Origin of the sequence: Enterobacter sp. MGH85, assembly GCF_001037655.1 — a bacterium.
Lineage (GTDB): Bacteria > Pseudomonadota > Gammaproteobacteria > Enterobacterales > Enterobacteriaceae > Enterobacter > Enterobacter intestinihominis.
In genome coordinates this window covers 2,197,234-2,213,219 of sequence record NZ_KQ089925.1, presented here as the reverse complement: position 1 = coordinate 2,213,219, position 15,986 = coordinate 2,197,234, and the positions used below count along the sequence as shown (strand labels likewise).

Annotated in this window: 14 protein-coding genes; 4 read left to right on the top strand and 10 right to left on the bottom strand. The window is 55.5% G+C overall.

The window, feature by feature from the left end; genetic code table 11:
* The first annotated feature begins 84 nt into the window (after positions 1-84).
* A complete protein-coding gene (locus SK51_RS10475) occupies positions 85-576 on the top strand; it encodes an Hcp family type VI secretion system effector (protein WP_023300702.1) in 492 nt (163 codons plus the stop codon).
* Between the two features lie 159 nt (positions 577-735).
* Here SK51_RS10475 and guaA read toward each other — a convergent pair whose 3' ends face one another.
* Complete coding sequence (gene guaA, locus SK51_RS10470) at positions 736-2,313, bottom strand: glutamine-hydrolyzing GMP synthase (protein WP_006811514.1); 1,578 nt, start codon at positions 2,311-2,313, stop codon at positions 736-738.
* A 68-nt stretch (positions 2,314-2,381) separates the two neighbouring features.
* Positions 2,382-3,848: an IMP dehydrogenase gene (guaB, locus tag SK51_RS10465; RefSeq protein ID WP_003860601.1), complete on the bottom strand. Its 1,467-nt coding sequence runs from the start codon at positions 3,846-3,848 to the stop codon at positions 2,382-2,384.
* 159 nt (positions 3,849-4,007) lie between these two features.
* On the opposite strand from guaB, the gene xseA reads away from it, so the two are divergent.
* Genes xseA through SK51_RS10450 form a run of 3 tightly spaced genes read left to right on the top strand, consistent with a single transcriptional unit; the run spans position 4,008 to position 6,810 of the window.
* Complete coding sequence (xseA, locus tag SK51_RS10460; RefSeq protein WP_023306695.1) at positions 4,008-5,381, top strand: exodeoxyribonuclease VII large subunit; 1,374 nt, start codon at positions 4,008-4,010, stop codon at positions 5,379-5,381.
* Between the two features lie 58 nt (positions 5,382-5,439).
* Positions 5,440-6,459, top strand: a complete 1,020-nt coding sequence (locus SK51_RS10455) for a M4 family metallopeptidase (RefSeq protein WP_023306696.1) — start codon at positions 5,440-5,442, stop codon at positions 6,457-6,459.
* Positions 6,460-6,810 (top strand): protealysin inhibitor emfourin, encoded by a 351-nt coding sequence (locus SK51_RS10450; RefSeq protein ID WP_006811517.1) that lies wholly within the window; start codon positions 6,460-6,462, stop codon positions 6,808-6,810.
* On the opposite strand, the gene SK51_RS10445 is transcribed toward SK51_RS10450, so the two are convergent.
* The 8 genes from SK51_RS10445 to rodZ form a co-directional block, all read right to left on the bottom strand.
* Positions 6,807-7,028, bottom strand: coding sequence for a zinc ribbon domain-containing protein (locus SK51_RS10445; RefSeq protein ID WP_022648996.1), 222 nt, complete (start codon positions 7,026-7,028; stop codon positions 6,807-6,809). The two genes, SK51_RS10450 and SK51_RS10445, sit on opposite strands and share 4 nt — an antisense overlap.
* Positions 7,029-7,086: 58 nt before the next feature.
* The gene (locus SK51_RS10440) at positions 7,087-8,628 is read right to left on the bottom strand and encodes a peptide MFS transporter (RefSeq protein WP_023306697.1); all 1,542 of its coding nucleotides are present in this window, start codon (positions 8,626-8,628) and stop codon (positions 7,087-7,089) included.
* 299 nt (positions 8,629-8,927) lie between these two features.
* Entirely contained in the window at positions 8,928-10,400 is a 1,473-nt protein-coding gene (gene der, locus SK51_RS10435; protein ID WP_022648998.1) for a ribosome biogenesis GTPase Der, read from the bottom strand.
* A 112-nt stretch (positions 10,401-10,512) separates the two neighbouring features.
* Entirely contained in the window at positions 10,513-11,691 is a 1,179-nt protein-coding gene (bamB, locus tag SK51_RS10430) for an outer membrane protein assembly factor BamB (RefSeq protein ID WP_022648999.1), read from the bottom strand.
* Positions 11,692-11,701: 10 nt separating this feature from the next.
* A complete protein-coding gene (locus SK51_RS10425) occupies positions 11,702-12,322 on the bottom strand; it encodes a YfgM family protein (protein WP_032622338.1) in 621 nt (206 codons plus the stop codon).
* Positions 12,323-12,335: 13 nt separating this feature from the next.
* Positions 12,336-13,610 carry a histidine--tRNA ligase gene (gene hisS / locus SK51_RS10420; RefSeq protein WP_022649001.1) on the bottom strand — a complete coding sequence of 425 codons (1,275 nt, stop codon included), beginning with the start codon at positions 13,608-13,610 and terminating at the stop codon, positions 12,336-12,338.
* A gap of 81 nt (positions 13,611-13,691) precedes the next feature.
* Positions 13,692-14,810, bottom strand: a complete 1,119-nt coding sequence (gene ispG / locus SK51_RS10415; protein ID WP_003860619.1) for a flavodoxin-dependent (E)-4-hydroxy-3-methylbut-2-enyl-diphosphate synthase — start codon at positions 14,808-14,810, stop codon at positions 13,692-13,694.
* Positions 14,811-14,836: 26 nt separating this feature from the next.
* A complete protein-coding gene (rodZ, locus tag SK51_RS10410; protein WP_023306698.1) occupies positions 14,837-15,847 on the bottom strand; it encodes a cytoskeleton protein RodZ in 1,011 nt (336 codons plus the stop codon).
* Between the last annotated feature and the right edge of the window lie 139 nt (positions 15,848-15,986).

Sequence of the window (15,986 nt, the reverse complement as noted above, 5' to 3'; positions counted from 1 at the left end):
TATTAATTTCATTCAACACTCTTACCTCTATCTTTTTCTACATCATAACAATGAAGTTAATTAAACTAATAAGGAGTAAATAAAATGCCTATCCCTCCCTATCTTTGGCTAAAAGATGATGGTGGTGCAGATATCAAAGGCTCTGTAGATGTTCAGGATCGTGAGGGCTCTATCGAGGTAATCAGTATGGGTCATGGTGTTAACCTTCCCGTCGATACTGCCAATGGAAAGATCACCGGAACACGCCAACATTCATCATTTAATTTTGAAAAAGAAGTCGACAGTTCCAGTCCCTATCTCTACAAAGCAGCAGCTACAGGGCAAACATTAAAAAGTGCAGAAGTAAAATTTTATCATATCAATGATGCGGGCCAAGAGGTGTGTTATTACACCGTATTAATGGAAAATGTAAAAATAACGGGTGTTAATTGTGGTGTGCCCAATGTTAAATTATCAGGCAATGATAAGTTAAATCATATGGAATCCGTCTCTATGCAATATGAAAAAATCACATGGCGTATTGTAGATGGGAATATCCAATTCTCTGATTCATGGTACGAGAGGCCAACAGCATAAATTTCTGTTACTTTCTGCGCCACAGTGCGTTCTGAAATTATGCTCTTCGTTGCTAACGCTGCCAGAAAGTGCCAGACATAAAAAACAAAAAAGCCCGCAGTTACGCGGGCTTAGAGATACTTTACTGCATTTACCTACAGGCTGTAGCCAGACGCGAAATCATTCCCACTCGATCGTCGCCGGTGGCTTGCCGCTGATGTCATACACCACGCGGGAAATGCCGTTCACTTCGTTGATGATGCGGTTAGACACGCGGCCTAAGAAGTCATACGGCAGGTGCGCCCAGTGCGCGGTCATGAAGTCGATGGTTTCCACTGCACGCAGGGAAACAACCCAGTCGTACTTACGTCCATCGCCCATTACGCCTACAGAACGAACCGGCAGGAACACGGTGAACGCCTGGCTTACCTTGTTGTACAGGTCAGCCTTGTGCAGCTCTTCGATGAAGATCGCGTCCGCACGACGCAGCAGGTCGCAGTACTCTTTCTTCACTTCGCCCAGCACGCGTACGCCGAGGCCCGGGCCCGGGAATGGGTGACGGTAGAGCATATCGTACGGCAGCCCCAGCTCCAGACCGATCTTACGCACTTCGTCTTTGAATAGCTCACGCAGTGGTTCAACCAGGCCCATCTTCATCTCTTTCGGCAGGCCGCCCACGTTGTGGTGAGATTTGATAACGTGCGCTTTACCGGTTGCGGAGGCCGCAGACTCGATCACGTCAGGGTAGATAGTGCCCTGCGCCAGCCATTTCACGTCTTCCAGCTTCAGCGCTTCTTCATCGAACACTTCCACGAATACGCGGCCGATGATTTTACGTTTCGCTTCCGGATCGTTCTCGCCTTTCAGCGCGTCCAGGAAGCGCTGTTCGCCTTCCACGTGAACGATGTTCAGACCGAAGTGGTCGCCGAACATGTCCATGACCTGCTGGGCTTCGTTCAGACGCAGCAGGCCGTTGTCCACGAAGACGCAGGTCAGGTTTTTGCCGATGGCGCGGTGCAGCAGCATCGCGGTCACGGAGGAGTCCACGCCGCCGGAGAGGCCGAGGATCACTTTGTCATCACCAACCTGCTGGCGGATACGCTCCACGGCGTCGTCGATGATTTTTGCCGGGGTCCACAGGGCTTCACACTGGCAGATATCACGCACGAAGCGCTCCAGCATGCGCATACCCTGACGGGTGTGAGTCACTTCCGGGTGGAACTGCACGCCGTAGAAGCGTTTTTCTTCGTTCGCCATAATCGCGAACGGGCAGCTTTCGGTGCTGGCTACAGTCACGAAGTCCGACGGGATAGCGGTGACTTTGTCGCCGTGGCTCATCCACACGTCCAGCAGCGGTTTGCCGTCTGCGGTCAGGGAGTCTTCGATTCCGCGCACCAGCGCGCTGTCGGTGACGACTTCTACCTGCGCGTAGCCGAACTCACGCTCGTTAGAGCCTTCTACGTGGCCGCCCAGCTGCATCGCCATAGTCTGCATGCCGTAGCACACGCCGAACACCGGTACGCCCGCTTCGAATACGTACTGTGGCGCGCGCGGGCTGTTCTCTTCGGTGGTGCTCTCCGGGCCGCCGGACAGGATGATGCCGCTTGGATTGAACTCGCGAATCTGTGCTTCCGTGACATCCCACGCCCACAGCTCACAGTAAACGCCCAGCTCACGCACGCGACGCGCCACCAGTTGAGTGTACTGAGAACCAAAATCGAGGATGAGGATGCGATGTTTATGAATGTTTTCCGTCATTGACGCTAATTCCGAGGCAAGTGAAACAGATTAAATAAATCGCCCGACACGAGGTCGGGCGAAGAAAATCATGATCCCAGACGGTAGTTCGGGGACTCTTTGGTGATCGTCACGTCGTGCACGTGGCTCTCCTGGATACCCGCACCGCTGATGCGTACGAATTCCGCTTTGGTACGCAGCAGGTCAATGGTACCACAGCCGGTCAGCCCCATACAGGAACGCAGGCCGCCCATCTGCTGGTGGATGATCTCTTTCAGACGGCCTTTATAGGCCACGCGGCCTTCGATGCCTTCCGGTACCAGTTTGTCAGCGGCGTTATCGGTCTGGAAGTAACGGTCGGAGGAACCTTTGGACATCGCGCCCAGGGAGCCCATACCGCGGTAGGATTTATAAGAACGGCCCTGGTAGAGTTCGATTTCGCCCGGGGATTCTTCGGTACCGGCCAGCATGGAGCCCACCATCACGGCTGCGGCACCTGCGGCGATCGCTTTGGCGATGTCGCCAGAGAAGCGGATACCGCCGTCCGCGATAACCGGAATACCGGTGCCTTCCAGCGCTTCAACCGCGTCAGACACCGCGGTGATCTGCGGAACGCCCACGCCGGTGACGATACGGGTAGTACAGATAGAGCCAGGGCCGATACCCACTTTCACCGCGCTGCAACCGGCTTCCGCCAGTGCGCGAGCACCTGCGCCCGTAGCCACGTTACCGCCGATGATCTGGAGATCCGGGTATTTAGCACGGGTTTCACGAATACGTTGCAGAACGCCTTCGGAGTGGCCGTGTGAGGAGTCAATCAGCAGCACGTCAACGCCCGCGGCAACCAGCGCGTCAACGCGCTCTTCGTTACCTGCGCCCGCGCCAACCGCAGCGCCGACGCGCAGACGGCCATGCTCGTCTTTACAGGCGTTCGGTTTACGTTCTGCTTTCTGGAAATCTTTAACGGTGATCATGCCACGCAGGTGGAAGTTCGCATCCACAACCAGCGCTTTCTCAACGCGTTTTTCGTGCATTTTCGCCAGCACCACGTCGCGGGTTTCGCCTTCGCGAACGGTCACCAGGCGCTCTTTTGGTGTCATATAGACGCTGACAGGCTGGTTCAGGTCAGTCACGAAACGCACATCACGACCGGTGATGATGCCCACCAGCTCGTTGTCTTCGGTCACAACCGGGTAACCTGCAAAGCCGTTACGCTCGGTTAGCGCTTTCACTTCGTGCAGGGTGGTGGTTGGCAGAACGGTCTGAGGATCGGACACGATACCGGATTCATGTTTCTTCACGCGGCGAACTTCTTCCGCCTGACGCTCGATAGACATGTTTTTGTGGATAAAGCCAATGCCGCCTTCCTGTGCCAAAGCGATAGCCAGACGCGCTTCAGTCACGGTGTCCATTGCTGCGGAGAGCATAGGAATGTTCAGACGAATGGTTTTCGTCAACTGCGTGCTGAGGTCGGCAGTATTCGGCAGAACGGTGGAATGAGCGGGAACGAGGAGGACGTCGTCAAACGTCAGTGCTTCTTTAGCGATACGTAGCATGGGCAATATCTCTGACCTGGGTGGTTAAATATTGCCGTGGCATTATACAGAGCGTAACCGATTGCATCTACACTTTTTTGAAAAAAATGCTTGCGATCGCCTCTCAGCAGGTTACTATCGACTGAATAACTTGCTGATTTAGAATTTGATCCCGCTCACATGTTATCCTCTCAATCCCCCTCAATTTATACTGTCAGCCGCCTTAATCAGACGGTGCGTTTGCTGCTTGAGCAGGAAATGGGACAGGTCTGGATCAGCGGTGAAATCTCTAACTTCACGCAGCCTGCTTCCGGTCACTGGTACTTTACGCTAAAAGACGACACCGCTCAGGTGCGCTGCGCGATGTTCCGCAACAGCAATCGTCGCGTGACGTTCCGCCCTCAGCATGGCCAGCAGGTTCTGGTTCGCGCCAACATTACCCTGTATGAGCCGCGCGGCGATTATCAGATTATCGTCGAGAGCATGCAGCCCGCTGGTGAAGGCTTGTTGCAGCAGAAGTACGAGCAGTTAAAAGCCATGCTTTCGGCTGAGGGATTGTTTGACCAGCAGTTTAAAAAACCCCTGCCCTCACCTGCCCACTGTGTTGGAGTTATCACCTCGAAAACCGGCGCGGCGCTGCACGATATTTTGCACGTCCTGAAGCGCCGTGACCCTTCCCTGCCCGTCATTATCTACCCAACTGCCGTTCAGGGTGACGATGCGCCGGGGCAGATCGTGCGCGCGATTGAGCTGGCGAATGCGCGTCAGGAGTGCGATGTCCTGATCGTCGGGCGCGGCGGCGGCTCGCTGGAAGACCTGTGGAGCTTTAACGACGAGCGCGTGGCGCGGGCAATCTTTGCCAGCCTTATCCCTGTGGTGAGCGCCGTCGGCCATGAAACGGATGTGACGATAGCCGATTTTGTCGCGGATTTACGCGCGCCCACGCCGTCCGCGGCGGCAGAGGTGGTCAGCCGTAATCAGCAGGAGCTGCTGCGCCAGATCCAGAACGGGCAGCAGTGCCTGGAGATGGCGATGGACTACTTCCTCGCCAACCGTACCCGCCGCTTTACCCAGCTTCATCATCGTCTGCAACAGCAGCATCCGCAATTGCGTCTGGCGCGTCAGCAAACCGTACTGGAGCGTCTGCGTCAGCGGATGAACTTCGCGCTGGATAACCAGCTTAAGAAAGCGATATCGCGCCAGCAGCGCACGACTCAGCGTCTGAACCAGCAGAATCCGCAGCCAAAGATTTATCGCGCACAAACGCGGATCCAGCAGCTTGAGTTCCGCCTCGCGGAAAATATCCGCTCACGCCTGAGCGCCACCCGCGAGCGTTTTGGCAATGCGGTCACCCATCTGGAAGCCGTCAGTCCACTCTCCACGCTGGCCCGCGGCTATAGCGTGACCACCGCGACGGACGGCAAAGTGCTGAAGCAGACGAAGCAGGTTAAAGCAGGGGATGTGCTCACCACCCGGTTTTCTGACGGCTGGGTCGAGAGTGAAGTGAAAGAGATCAAACCGGTGAAAAAAACGCGTCAGCGTAAAAGCGGATAAATCTTCGCCGGTTACAAACTATACTGCTGCTATTGCCTTTTTTAATAAGGAGAGCAGCATGCCCCATCTACATAGCGTCATCCCTCCGTATATTCTTCGCCGTATTATCGAAAGCGGTTCTGAGCCGCAGCAGCGCTGCGCCCGTCAGACCTTAACCCACGTCCAGACGCTGATGGCCCATATGCCGGGCAAACCCGCCGCGCCGCATGTGAATAAAGCCGGTCAGCTTGAGCGTGACATCTACGATGCGAAACAGACCCAGGAGCTGCCGGGTACCCAGGTACGCTATGAAGGCCAGCCCTCCAACGGAGATGTGGCGGTGGATGAAGCGTACGATTATCTGGGTATTACCCATGATTTCTTCTGGAAGGAGTATCAGCGCGATTCGCTCGATAACAAAGGGCTGATCCTCACCGGCACCGTGCACTATGGCCGTGAGTATCAAAACGCCTTCTGGAACGGCCAGCAGATGGTCTTTGGCGATGGTGACGGGGAAATCTTCAACCGCTTTACCATTGCCATCGACGTGGTAGCGCATGAGCTTAGCCACGGCGTGACGGAGACCGAAGCCGGACTCATCTACTTTGAACAATCGGGCGCGCTGAACGAGTCGTTATCCGACGTGTTCGGTTCGCTGGTGAAGCAATACCATCTTAAGCAAACCGCCGATAAAGCAGACTGGCTGATTGGTGAAGGGCTGCTGGCGGAGGGCATCAACGGGAAAGGGCTTCGCTCCATGTCTGAACCCGGCACGGCCTATAACGATCCGCTGCTCGGTAAAGATCCGCAGCCCGGGCATATGAAAGATTTCATCAAAACGCGCGAGGATAACGGCGGCGTACACCTTAACTCCGGTATCCCCAACCGCGCGTTTTACCTGGCCGCAACGGCGATCGGTGGCTACGCCTGGGAAAAAGCGGGTTATGCCTGGTACGACACGGTTTGCGATCGCAACCTGGCGCAGGATGCGGATTTTGATGCCTTTGCAAAACTGACGATAGCGCACGGCGAGAAACGCTCCGGTAGCGACGTTGGGGCGGCTATAAAACAAGCCTGGGAACAGGTAGGAGTGCTGTAAATGCAGGTTCCGGAACTGACGGATGACGCCGTGGTTGAGCTGGCCCGGGAAGGCGGCGTCGCTTTTATCCCTAAGCTGAGCGGCCAGCGCACCATTGCGCTCTCCTCGCTTAATGAGGCCCAGCGCCAGCGCCTGGTGAGCATTCTGGAGCAGGCTTTCCCGCGCGGCCAGCCGCCTGGGCAAGCCTCTTCCCCCGGCAGCGGTGACCAGCGCTATTTCCGCATCCAGATTATCTGGACCGGCCAAAATCAGGCGCACTACGCCGATATCATCGTGCTGGTACCCGAGCAGGAAGCACCCGAGTCGCTGGTGGAACTGTGGCAGAAAGGTGAAGGCTGCGTGTGCGATTAAGCCTCAGCCCGAACAAACTCCACGCGTTTTTTTGAGATAAGACCGTGGCCGTTCTGGCAAAAATAGTCCACCGCACCGCAGGCCTTGAGTACCTGAAGCGGTTGATGGCAATCAGGGCAGCGCGCTTCGAGGGGAATATCGTTATTGCAGCTGTCGCAGTGCGCGATACCGTTTTGCGGCTCGAGCGCTGCGTGGCAATCCGGACAGGTTATCGACATGCTCTCTCCTGTTGAGGTGGGCCGGGGCTGGATAACTGCCCCGGCAGGCTGAATAGTATCAGGCTTCGGTAGCCGGTTTTGTCTGCACATTTTCCAGCATGCGACGCACCGGAACAATGAGGACGATCAGCACCGCAGCACAAATCAACAGCGCGATGGAGCAACGGGCAAAGAGGTCTGGCAGCATATCCAGCTGGTCGGCCTTCACGTGACCACCAATCAGGCCCGCAGCCAGGTTACCCAGCGCACTGGCGCAGAACCACAGGCCCATCATCTGACCGCGCATTCTTTCCGGCGCCAGCAGGGTCATGGTTGCCAGACCAATCGGACTCAGGCACAGTTCCCCGAGCGTCAGCATCAGGATACTGCCCACCAGCCAGAACGGAGAAACCCCTGCTCCACCGTTGCTCAGCACGTTCTGTGCCGCCAGCATCATCAGGCCGAAGCCCGCCGCCGCGCACAAAATACCGATCACGAACTTGGTGATACTGCTCGGGCGAATATTATTGCTCGCCAGCTTCGGCCATGCCCAGCTAAATACCGGTGCCAGCAGAATGATGAACAGGGCATTAATCGACTGGAACCACACCGCCGGGATCTCAAAATCACCGATCATGCGGTTAGTGTAGTCGTTGGCGAACAGGTTGAAGGAGGTTGGCTTCTGCTCGAACGCGGACCAGAAGAACGCGGCGGAGACCAGCAGAATAAAGCATACCAGCAGCCTTGCGCGCTCTTTGCGATTCAGCCCGGCGAAGATGAACAGGTAGATGAAGTAGAGCGCGACGGAGGCGGCAATCACATATACCAGCACGCTGGCCACCGCGACCGGATTAATCACAATCACGCCCTGGGCAATCAACGTGACGATGATTGCAACACCCACAGCCAGCGCCAGCAGCCAGGCACCCACGCCGTTACGTTTCACTACTGGACTGTTCCAGGTGGAGTCCAGACCGACTTCGCTGTCGTAGCGCTTCATGGCCGGAACGGCAAACACGCGGAAGATAATCAGGGCGACCAACATCCCGATACCGCCGATACCAAAGCCCCAGTGCCAGCCGTGGGTTTTAATCAGCCAGCCGGAAATCAGAGGAGCAATGAACGAGCCCATGTTGATGCCCATATAGAACAGCGAGAAACCGCCGTCACGACGCGCATCGCCCTTTTTGTAGAGGGTACCGACCATGACCGAGATACAGGTCTTGAACAGGCCGGAGCCGAGCACGATGAACATCAGGCCGATGAAGAACAGGTTGTCGCCCATAATGGCCGACAGGGCAATCGACAGGTGCCCAAGTGCAATCAAAATCGAACCGTACCAGACGGCCCGCTGCTGGCCGAGCCAGTTATCCGCCAGCCAGCCGCCCGGCAGTGCGGCGAGGTACATGGTGCCCGCGAAGATGCCGACAATCGCCGAGGCGTTTTCACGCGCCAGGCCCATTCCGCCGTCATACACGGTGGCGGCCATAAACAGGATCAATAGCGGGCGAATACCGTAAAACGAGAAACGCTCCCACATCTCGGTGAAGAACAGCGAACCGAGCGGATAAGGATGGCCGAAGAAGGTTCGGCTCTCTTTTTGATTAACAGAGGATTGCATAATTCTCCCGAAAAGGTATGTGTCGTGCTTGTAAACACCAGCATGTACGCCGAACGGTTACGTATCCGATCGATTTTTTACATGCGGCGAAATGTTGGTTAACCATTTGATAACCAGGCGCTAGTTTTGTCTAGTACCGAACCCTGGACTTTAAGATGAAAATTCGACGATTGTCTACTTTCTTAGATATAAACATGGTTAAAAGCGAATAGTGATTGACATCACACAGGGAAGGCAGACCTTTTGAATGAGCGAAAAAAACCCGCGACAGGCGCGGGTTTTAGTGAGTTCGGTAAGAATTATTTGCTTTTCTTAATGTGCTTAATCAAACGCTTACGCTTACGCATCTGGTTCGGCGTCAGGGTATTACGTTTATTCGCAAACGGGTTTTCCCCTTCCTTGAACTGAATACGGATAGGCGTACCCATCACGTCCAGCGACTTACGGAAGTAGTTCATCAGGTAGCGTTTGTAGGAGTCCGGCAGGTCTTTCACCTGGTTACCGTGGATCACCACGATAGGCGGGTTATACCCCCCGGCGTGGGCATATTTCAGCTTCACGCGACGGCCACGCACCAGCGGCGGTTGGTGGTCTTCAGCAGCCATGTTCATGATACGGGTCAGCATCGCCGTGCTCTGGCGGCGGGTAGAGCTGTCATAGGCTTCACGAACGGATTCGAACAGGTTGCCTACGCCGCTGCCGTGCAGGGCAGAGATGAAGTGAACGCGGGCAAAGTCGATAAAGCCCAGACGGAAGTCCAGCGTCTCTTTCACCTGTTCGCGTACTTCATTGCTCAGGCCATCCCACTTGTTGACGACGATAACCAGTGAGCGCCCACTATTAAGGATAAAGCCGAGCAGAGAGAGATCCTGATCGGAGATACCTTCACGTGCGTCAATAACCAGCAGCACCACGTTGGCGTCTTCAATCGCCTGAAGGGTTTTGATCACCGAGAATTTTTCCACTACATCGGTGATTTTCCCGCGCTTACGCACCCCTGCAGTGTCGATAAGTACGTACTCACGTTCATCGCGCTGCATTGGAATGTAAATGCTGTCGCGCGTTGTGCCTGGCATGTCGTAAACCACCACGCGCTCTTCGCCCAGAATACGGTTAGTAAGCGTAGACTTACCTACGTTTGGGCGACCAACGATAGCCAGCTTAATCGGCAGATCCTGCGGGTTGAAGTCATCTTCCGGCTCTTCCTCGCCTTCCTCTCCGGCTTCAAACTGTGCCCAGTATTCGGCGTCTTCGTCCACCTCTTCCGGCGGGTTTACTTCATCAACCCACGGCAGCAGAACGGTTTCCAGCAGGCTGGTGACGCCACGGCCATGCGAGGCCGCAATTGGATAAATATCGCCAAGGCCTAAAGACCAGAAATCCGCAACGGCCTGATCGGCATCGATACCGTCAGTTTTGTTCGCCACCAGGAAGGTTGGCTTTTCGCGTGAACGCAGATGTTTAGCGATAGCGGAGTCCGCGGGCATCAGGCCAGCGCGCGCATCCACCATAAACAGAACCACATCCGCTTCTTCGATAGCCAGCAGAGATTGCTCTGCCATGCGGGTTTCTACGCCGTCTTCCGTACCGTCAATACCCCCGGTATCGATACAGATGAACTCGCGTCCTTCCACCTCTGCACGACCGTACTTACGGTCACGCGTCAGCCCCGGGAAATCCGCAACCAGCGCATCACGGGTGCGTGTTAAACGGTTAAAAAGAGTGGATTTTCCAACGTTAGGGCGCCCGACAAGCGCGACCACAGGTACCATGTTTGAAGCCTCATAAAATTCAAAATAACGTCGCTTTCGCAGCGTTTTTAAAAATGTCAAAACGGCTCCTGAGTGAACAGGAGCCGTTTAGTATACTACAACCGCCGTGTAATTAACGCGTGATCGCGTACAGCGTGCCGTCTTTTGCCTGAATCAGCAGTTTGCCGTCAGCCACAACCGGGTCGGTCAGGAAGCCCGAGCCGTCCACTTTCTGCTGCGCCACGAAGCGGCCATTCTCTGGATCGATCCAGTGCATATAGCCTTCGCTGTCGCCCACCACCAGGCTGCCGTTATACAGTGCCGGTGCGGTCAGCAGACGGTGCAGCAGATCGCTCTGCGTCCACAGCGTCACGCCACCTTCGGTGCTCAGCGCCAGCAGACGGTCGTTCTGATCCACCATATAAATACGGTTGCCGTCGACAATGAAATCGTTCACGGAACCCAGCTCACGTTTCCACATGATCTGGCCGCTACGCAGGTCCAGCGCCGTCAGGTTGCCGTTATACGCCAGCGCGTAAACCACACCGTCAACGATGACCGGCGTGGTGTCCACGTCACTCAGACGGTCGATTTCAGTTGAACCGGTCGCCTGGGAAATACGCTGCTGCCAGATCATCTGACCCTGCTGCATCAGTACTGCGCTGACACGACCGTTGTCACCACCCACAATGGCGGCGCCAAATGCAGTCGCCGGAGCAGATTCACCACGCAGAGACAGCGCTGGCATATCCAGGTTAACCGTCCATTTTACCAGACCATCGGCTTCGTTCAGCGCCTGCAACTGGCCGTTGCTGGTATGGATCAACACCAGGCCGTCGCTGACAACCGGACGTGACAAGGATTCACCGGCAACGCTGGTCTGCCATGCAACCGAACCGTCGCTGGCATTCAGCGCGTAAACCTGCGCTTTTTCGCTGCCCACATACACGTGACCGCCGGCAACGGTCAGGCCGCCAGAAAGCAGCGCAGGTTTACGGGAGAACCAGCCGTCTTTTTCCGCCAGGTTAATGGACCACACTTCTTTTCCGTCATCAGCGTTCAGCGCTTTAACGGTGCCTTTGCGATCGGCCGCATAGACCACGCCGTCAGCAAATGCCGGGTGCAGGTTGGAATAAAAATCGCCAATACCATCACCCACGGAGGTGTCCCAGGCGGTGGACGGAGTGAACTGGTTTTCAACCGTCGGTAGCGGGGACATTTTGACAACGTCTTCTTCGCCACTGAACAGTGAACAACCACTCAATAACGTAACAGAAAGCAGTCCTGGCAGAAGTAATTTACGCAATTGCATTGGGTCCCTCTCAGACGGACAAATTATTTATTTTCATCTGCATCATTTCGCTCAGCGCAGGTGAAGCTTTACTATCCACGCCAGCTTGCCACGCTTTACGCGCGCCCGCTTTATCACCCTTACTCAGCAGTGCTTCACCGCGAAGATCGGCGACAATAGCGGCAAAGCCATCACCTTTGATGGTATCAAGCGTTTTCAGCGCGTCGTCGGCTTTTTTCTGCTGAACCTGAATACGTGCCAGGCGCAGATTGATCACCGCTTTCAGATTTTCGTCACTGGCAGCAGCAAGCCCCTGAGACAGTTGCGCAGCGGCTTTGTCCAGTTCGTTTTTATCAACATACTGCTGAGCCACTTCCAGCGCAGCCAGCGCACCGTAGGTGTTTTTGTTGTCAGCGGCAAATTTCTCCGCAGCCGTCAGCGTTTGCGGCTGATCGGCACGGATTGCGCTAACGGTGTTTTCGTAGTTCAGGGATGAACCGCGAGCAGAGTCAGCCTGATGATTGTTCCAGTAACGCCAGCCAACCAGCGCACCAACACCTAAAATAACCCCTACAACCAGTGCCTTGCCGTTTTCAGCAAAGAAGCGTTTAACCGCATCAACCTGGTCGTGTTCGTTCTCGTACATTTCCACGCAGTCCTTCTCCTTAGCCCAATAGAGTGCGCAAGTGCGCCGCAACGCCATCCTGCGTTACCGTAGTTTGCTCACCAGAGCGCAGGTCTTTAACCACCACTTCGCCGTTGGCCACTTCGGACTCACCCAGCACCAGTGCAATACTTGCGCCCCACTTATCGGCACGAGCAAACTGTTTTTTAAAGTTGCCGCCGCCGTGGTTGGTCATCAGCTTTACGTCCGGCAGCGCATCGCGCACGCGTTCGGCAAGCTGCATCGCCGCAGACTGCGTATCCGCACCTGAGGCCACCAGGTATATATCGACAACAGGATCGGCTTTAAATTCCGGATTAACTGCCTGAACCAGCAAAACAAGTCGCTCAAGGCCCATCGCGAAGCCTACAGCCGGTGCTGCGCGACCACCCAGTTGCTCGACCAGTCCGTCATAACGACCGCCAGCACAGACGGTGCCCTGCGAACCGAGGCTGGTGGTGACCCACTCAAATACGGTGCGGTTGTAGTAGTCCAGACCGCGCACCAGACGCTGGTTAACGGTATAAGCAATGCCCGCCGCTTCAAGCAGCTTGCACAGGCCAGCAAAGTGTTCGCGGGAATCCTCATCCAGGTAGTCACCCAGCGCTGGCGCATCGTTCAGCAGCGCCTGTACGTCAGGATTTTTGGAATCGAGTACGCGCAGCGGGTTGCTGTACATACGACGTTTACAGTCTTCGTCGAGCTTCTCTTTGTGTTGTTCCAGGAACGCCACCAGCGCATCGCGATAGTTCGCACGCGCTTCCAGAGAACCGATAGAGTTCAGCTCCAGGGAAACGTGCTCAGAAATACCGAGCGCACGCCACCAGCGGGCAGTCAGCATAATCAGTTCGGCATCGATATCTGGTCCTTGCAGACCAAACACTTCCACGCCAAGCTGGTTGAACTGACGGTAGCGGCCTTTTTGCGGACGTTCGTGGCGGAACATCGGGCCGATATACCACAGGCGCTGCTCCTGATTGTACAGGAGACCATGTTCGATGCCGGCGCGTACGCAACCCGCCGTCCCCTCAGGACGCAGGGTCAGGCTGTCGCCGTTGCGGTCCTCAAAGGTATACATCTCTTTTTCAACCACGTCGGTTACTTCGCCGATCGCGCGTTTGAATAACGGGGTCTGCTCTACAATCGGCAAACGAATTTCGCTGTAACCGTAGCTGCCGAGCACCTGCTTCAGTGTGCCTTCAATGCGCTGCCAGATGGCGGTTTCGCCAGGCAGATAATCGTTCATGCCGCGGATGGCTTGAATGTTTTTTGCCACGTTTATTCTCTTTCTATATACAAAAAAGAACCCAAAGAATGGGTTCAATCATACATGGGAAGCAGCCTGCTTCCCATCACGTTATTTTTCAACCTGCTGAACGCTGATGCGCTGCGCTTCGTCCATCATCGTCGCTTTTGCGCGAATGCGGGCTTCAAGCTGGTCGATCATATCACTATTATCCAGACGATCTTTACGAACGCCATCTTCATAGAGACCACTTTTCTTGTTACCGCCGGTAACGCCCAGCGTGGACACCAGCGCTTCACCCGGACCGTTCACCACGCAGCCGATGATGGAGACGTCCATCGGGGTGATAATGTCTTCCAGTCTCTGCTCCAGGGCATTGACGGTGCCGATCACGTCAAACTCCTGACGTGAACAGGTTGGGCAGGCGATGAAGTTGATCCCACGCGCGCGGATACGCAGTGATTTCAGGATGTCGAAACCGACTTTGATCTCTTCCACCGGATCGGCGGCCAGGGAGACGCGTAACGTGTCACCGATGCCTTCAGAGAGCAGCAGGCCGAGACCAATTGCCGATTTTACCGAACCGCTGCGCAGACCGCCCGCCTCGGTGATGCCAAGGTGCAGCGGCTGATCGATCTGTTTTGCCAGCAGACGATACGATTCAACGGCCAGGAAAACGTCAGACGCTTTCACGCTCACTTTGAACTGATCGAAGTTAAGGCGATCCAGATGATCGACGTGACGCATGGCGGATTCGAGCAGCGCCTGTGGCGTCGGCTCACCATACTTTTCCTGGAGATCTTTTTCCAGAGAGCCAGCGTTTACGCCGATACGGATTGGAATGTTTTTGTCGCGGGCGCAGTCAACCACCATGCGAATGCGCTCTTCGTTGCCGATGTTGCCTGGGTTAATACGCAGACAATCGACACCGTATTCAGCGACTTTCAACGCGATACGGTAATCGAAGTGAATATCGGCAACCAGCGGAACGCTCACCTGCTGCTTGATCAGTTTGAACGCCTCAGCGGCGTCCATGGTCGGCACTGAGACGCGAACAATGTCCGCGCCGACGCGTTCTAATGCTTTGATTTGATTAACCGTCGCTTCTACATCCGTAGTACGCGTATTGGTCATCGACTGGACGGCGATAGGCGCCCCATCGCCGATTGGCACGTTCCCAACGTAAATCCGTTTCGATTTTCTACGTTGAATAGGAGCCTGGTTATGCATGTAAAATCTCCCGCATTGCCCGTCTGTTACTGTGCTGCTGATTGTTCGGCATTAACGGTAAGACGCGCAACCTGGTTAGTTCTGATAAAGCGGCTCAGATCGACAGGTTTTCCTTGATACTGGATCTGTACCGCTGCCGGTGCGCCGATTTTAAGCTTGTATGGTGCCTGGCCCGTTAGATTTAACGTGCCATCTTTACGTTGCAGGCCGCTGAACAGCTTTTTACCTGTCGCGTCAGTCACTTCCAGCCAGCAATCAGCCGTGAAATTCATCACCAGCGCATTCGGGTCAACGGCAGGTGCCGCCGTACCCGCCGGGTCAGTTGGCAGTGACGCCGCGGTGTTATCTGCCGGTGCCGTTGCCGCAGGGGCGGTATCAACATTGGCCTGAGAAGGTGATACGACCGCGTTCTGATCCTGGGCCTGGGTAGCCGGTGCGGTATTCGCCGTCGATTCTGGCGTCGCCGCTGGATCGGTTGCAGGCGTGCTGGTTGCTGTCGCCTGAGGTTCGCTGGAGGTCGCAGCCCCTTCGGTGCTCAGCGGCACGCTTTGCGCGCCGTTAGTACCAGACTGATTAAGCTCAGCGGAGGACTGATCGGCCATGGTGGTGATCTCTTCCTGTTGCGCTTTGTGGTTTTGCCACCACCATGCGCCCGTCAGGCCGACAACCACGAACAGGACCAGCCAGGTAAAGCTCATCAGCCAGCCATCGCGTTTTTTACGACGTTTGCCCAGAGAGAAGCTCTGCATCGGCGCAACTTTTGCCGCACGCACAGGCGCCTGCTTCTCCATCATCGGCAGTAATTCGTCTTCAGGAATATGAACCAGTTTGGCGTAAGAACGGATATAACCGCGCAGAAACGTTGAAGCCAGATCGGCGGGTGCCTTATCTTCTTCAATGTCGCGAACGGTGGAAACCTTCAGGCACAGGCGTTCTGCAACGGCTTGCTGGCTGAGTCCGAGTTGTTCACGGGCGTTGCGAAGACGAACGCCAGTGGAGAGTGCTGCATTTTGATCGTGAGTGGCTTCAGTATTCATTCGCTACAACTACTGGTACGTGAAAATAAGGGTTCAGGTGCCGGTGAGTCACAATGCCACCCGCACCGCGAAACTTTAGGTCAGTTAACCTGGAACAAACAGTATAAGACTGTCGGGCCGCAGATGACAGCGCTGGCAG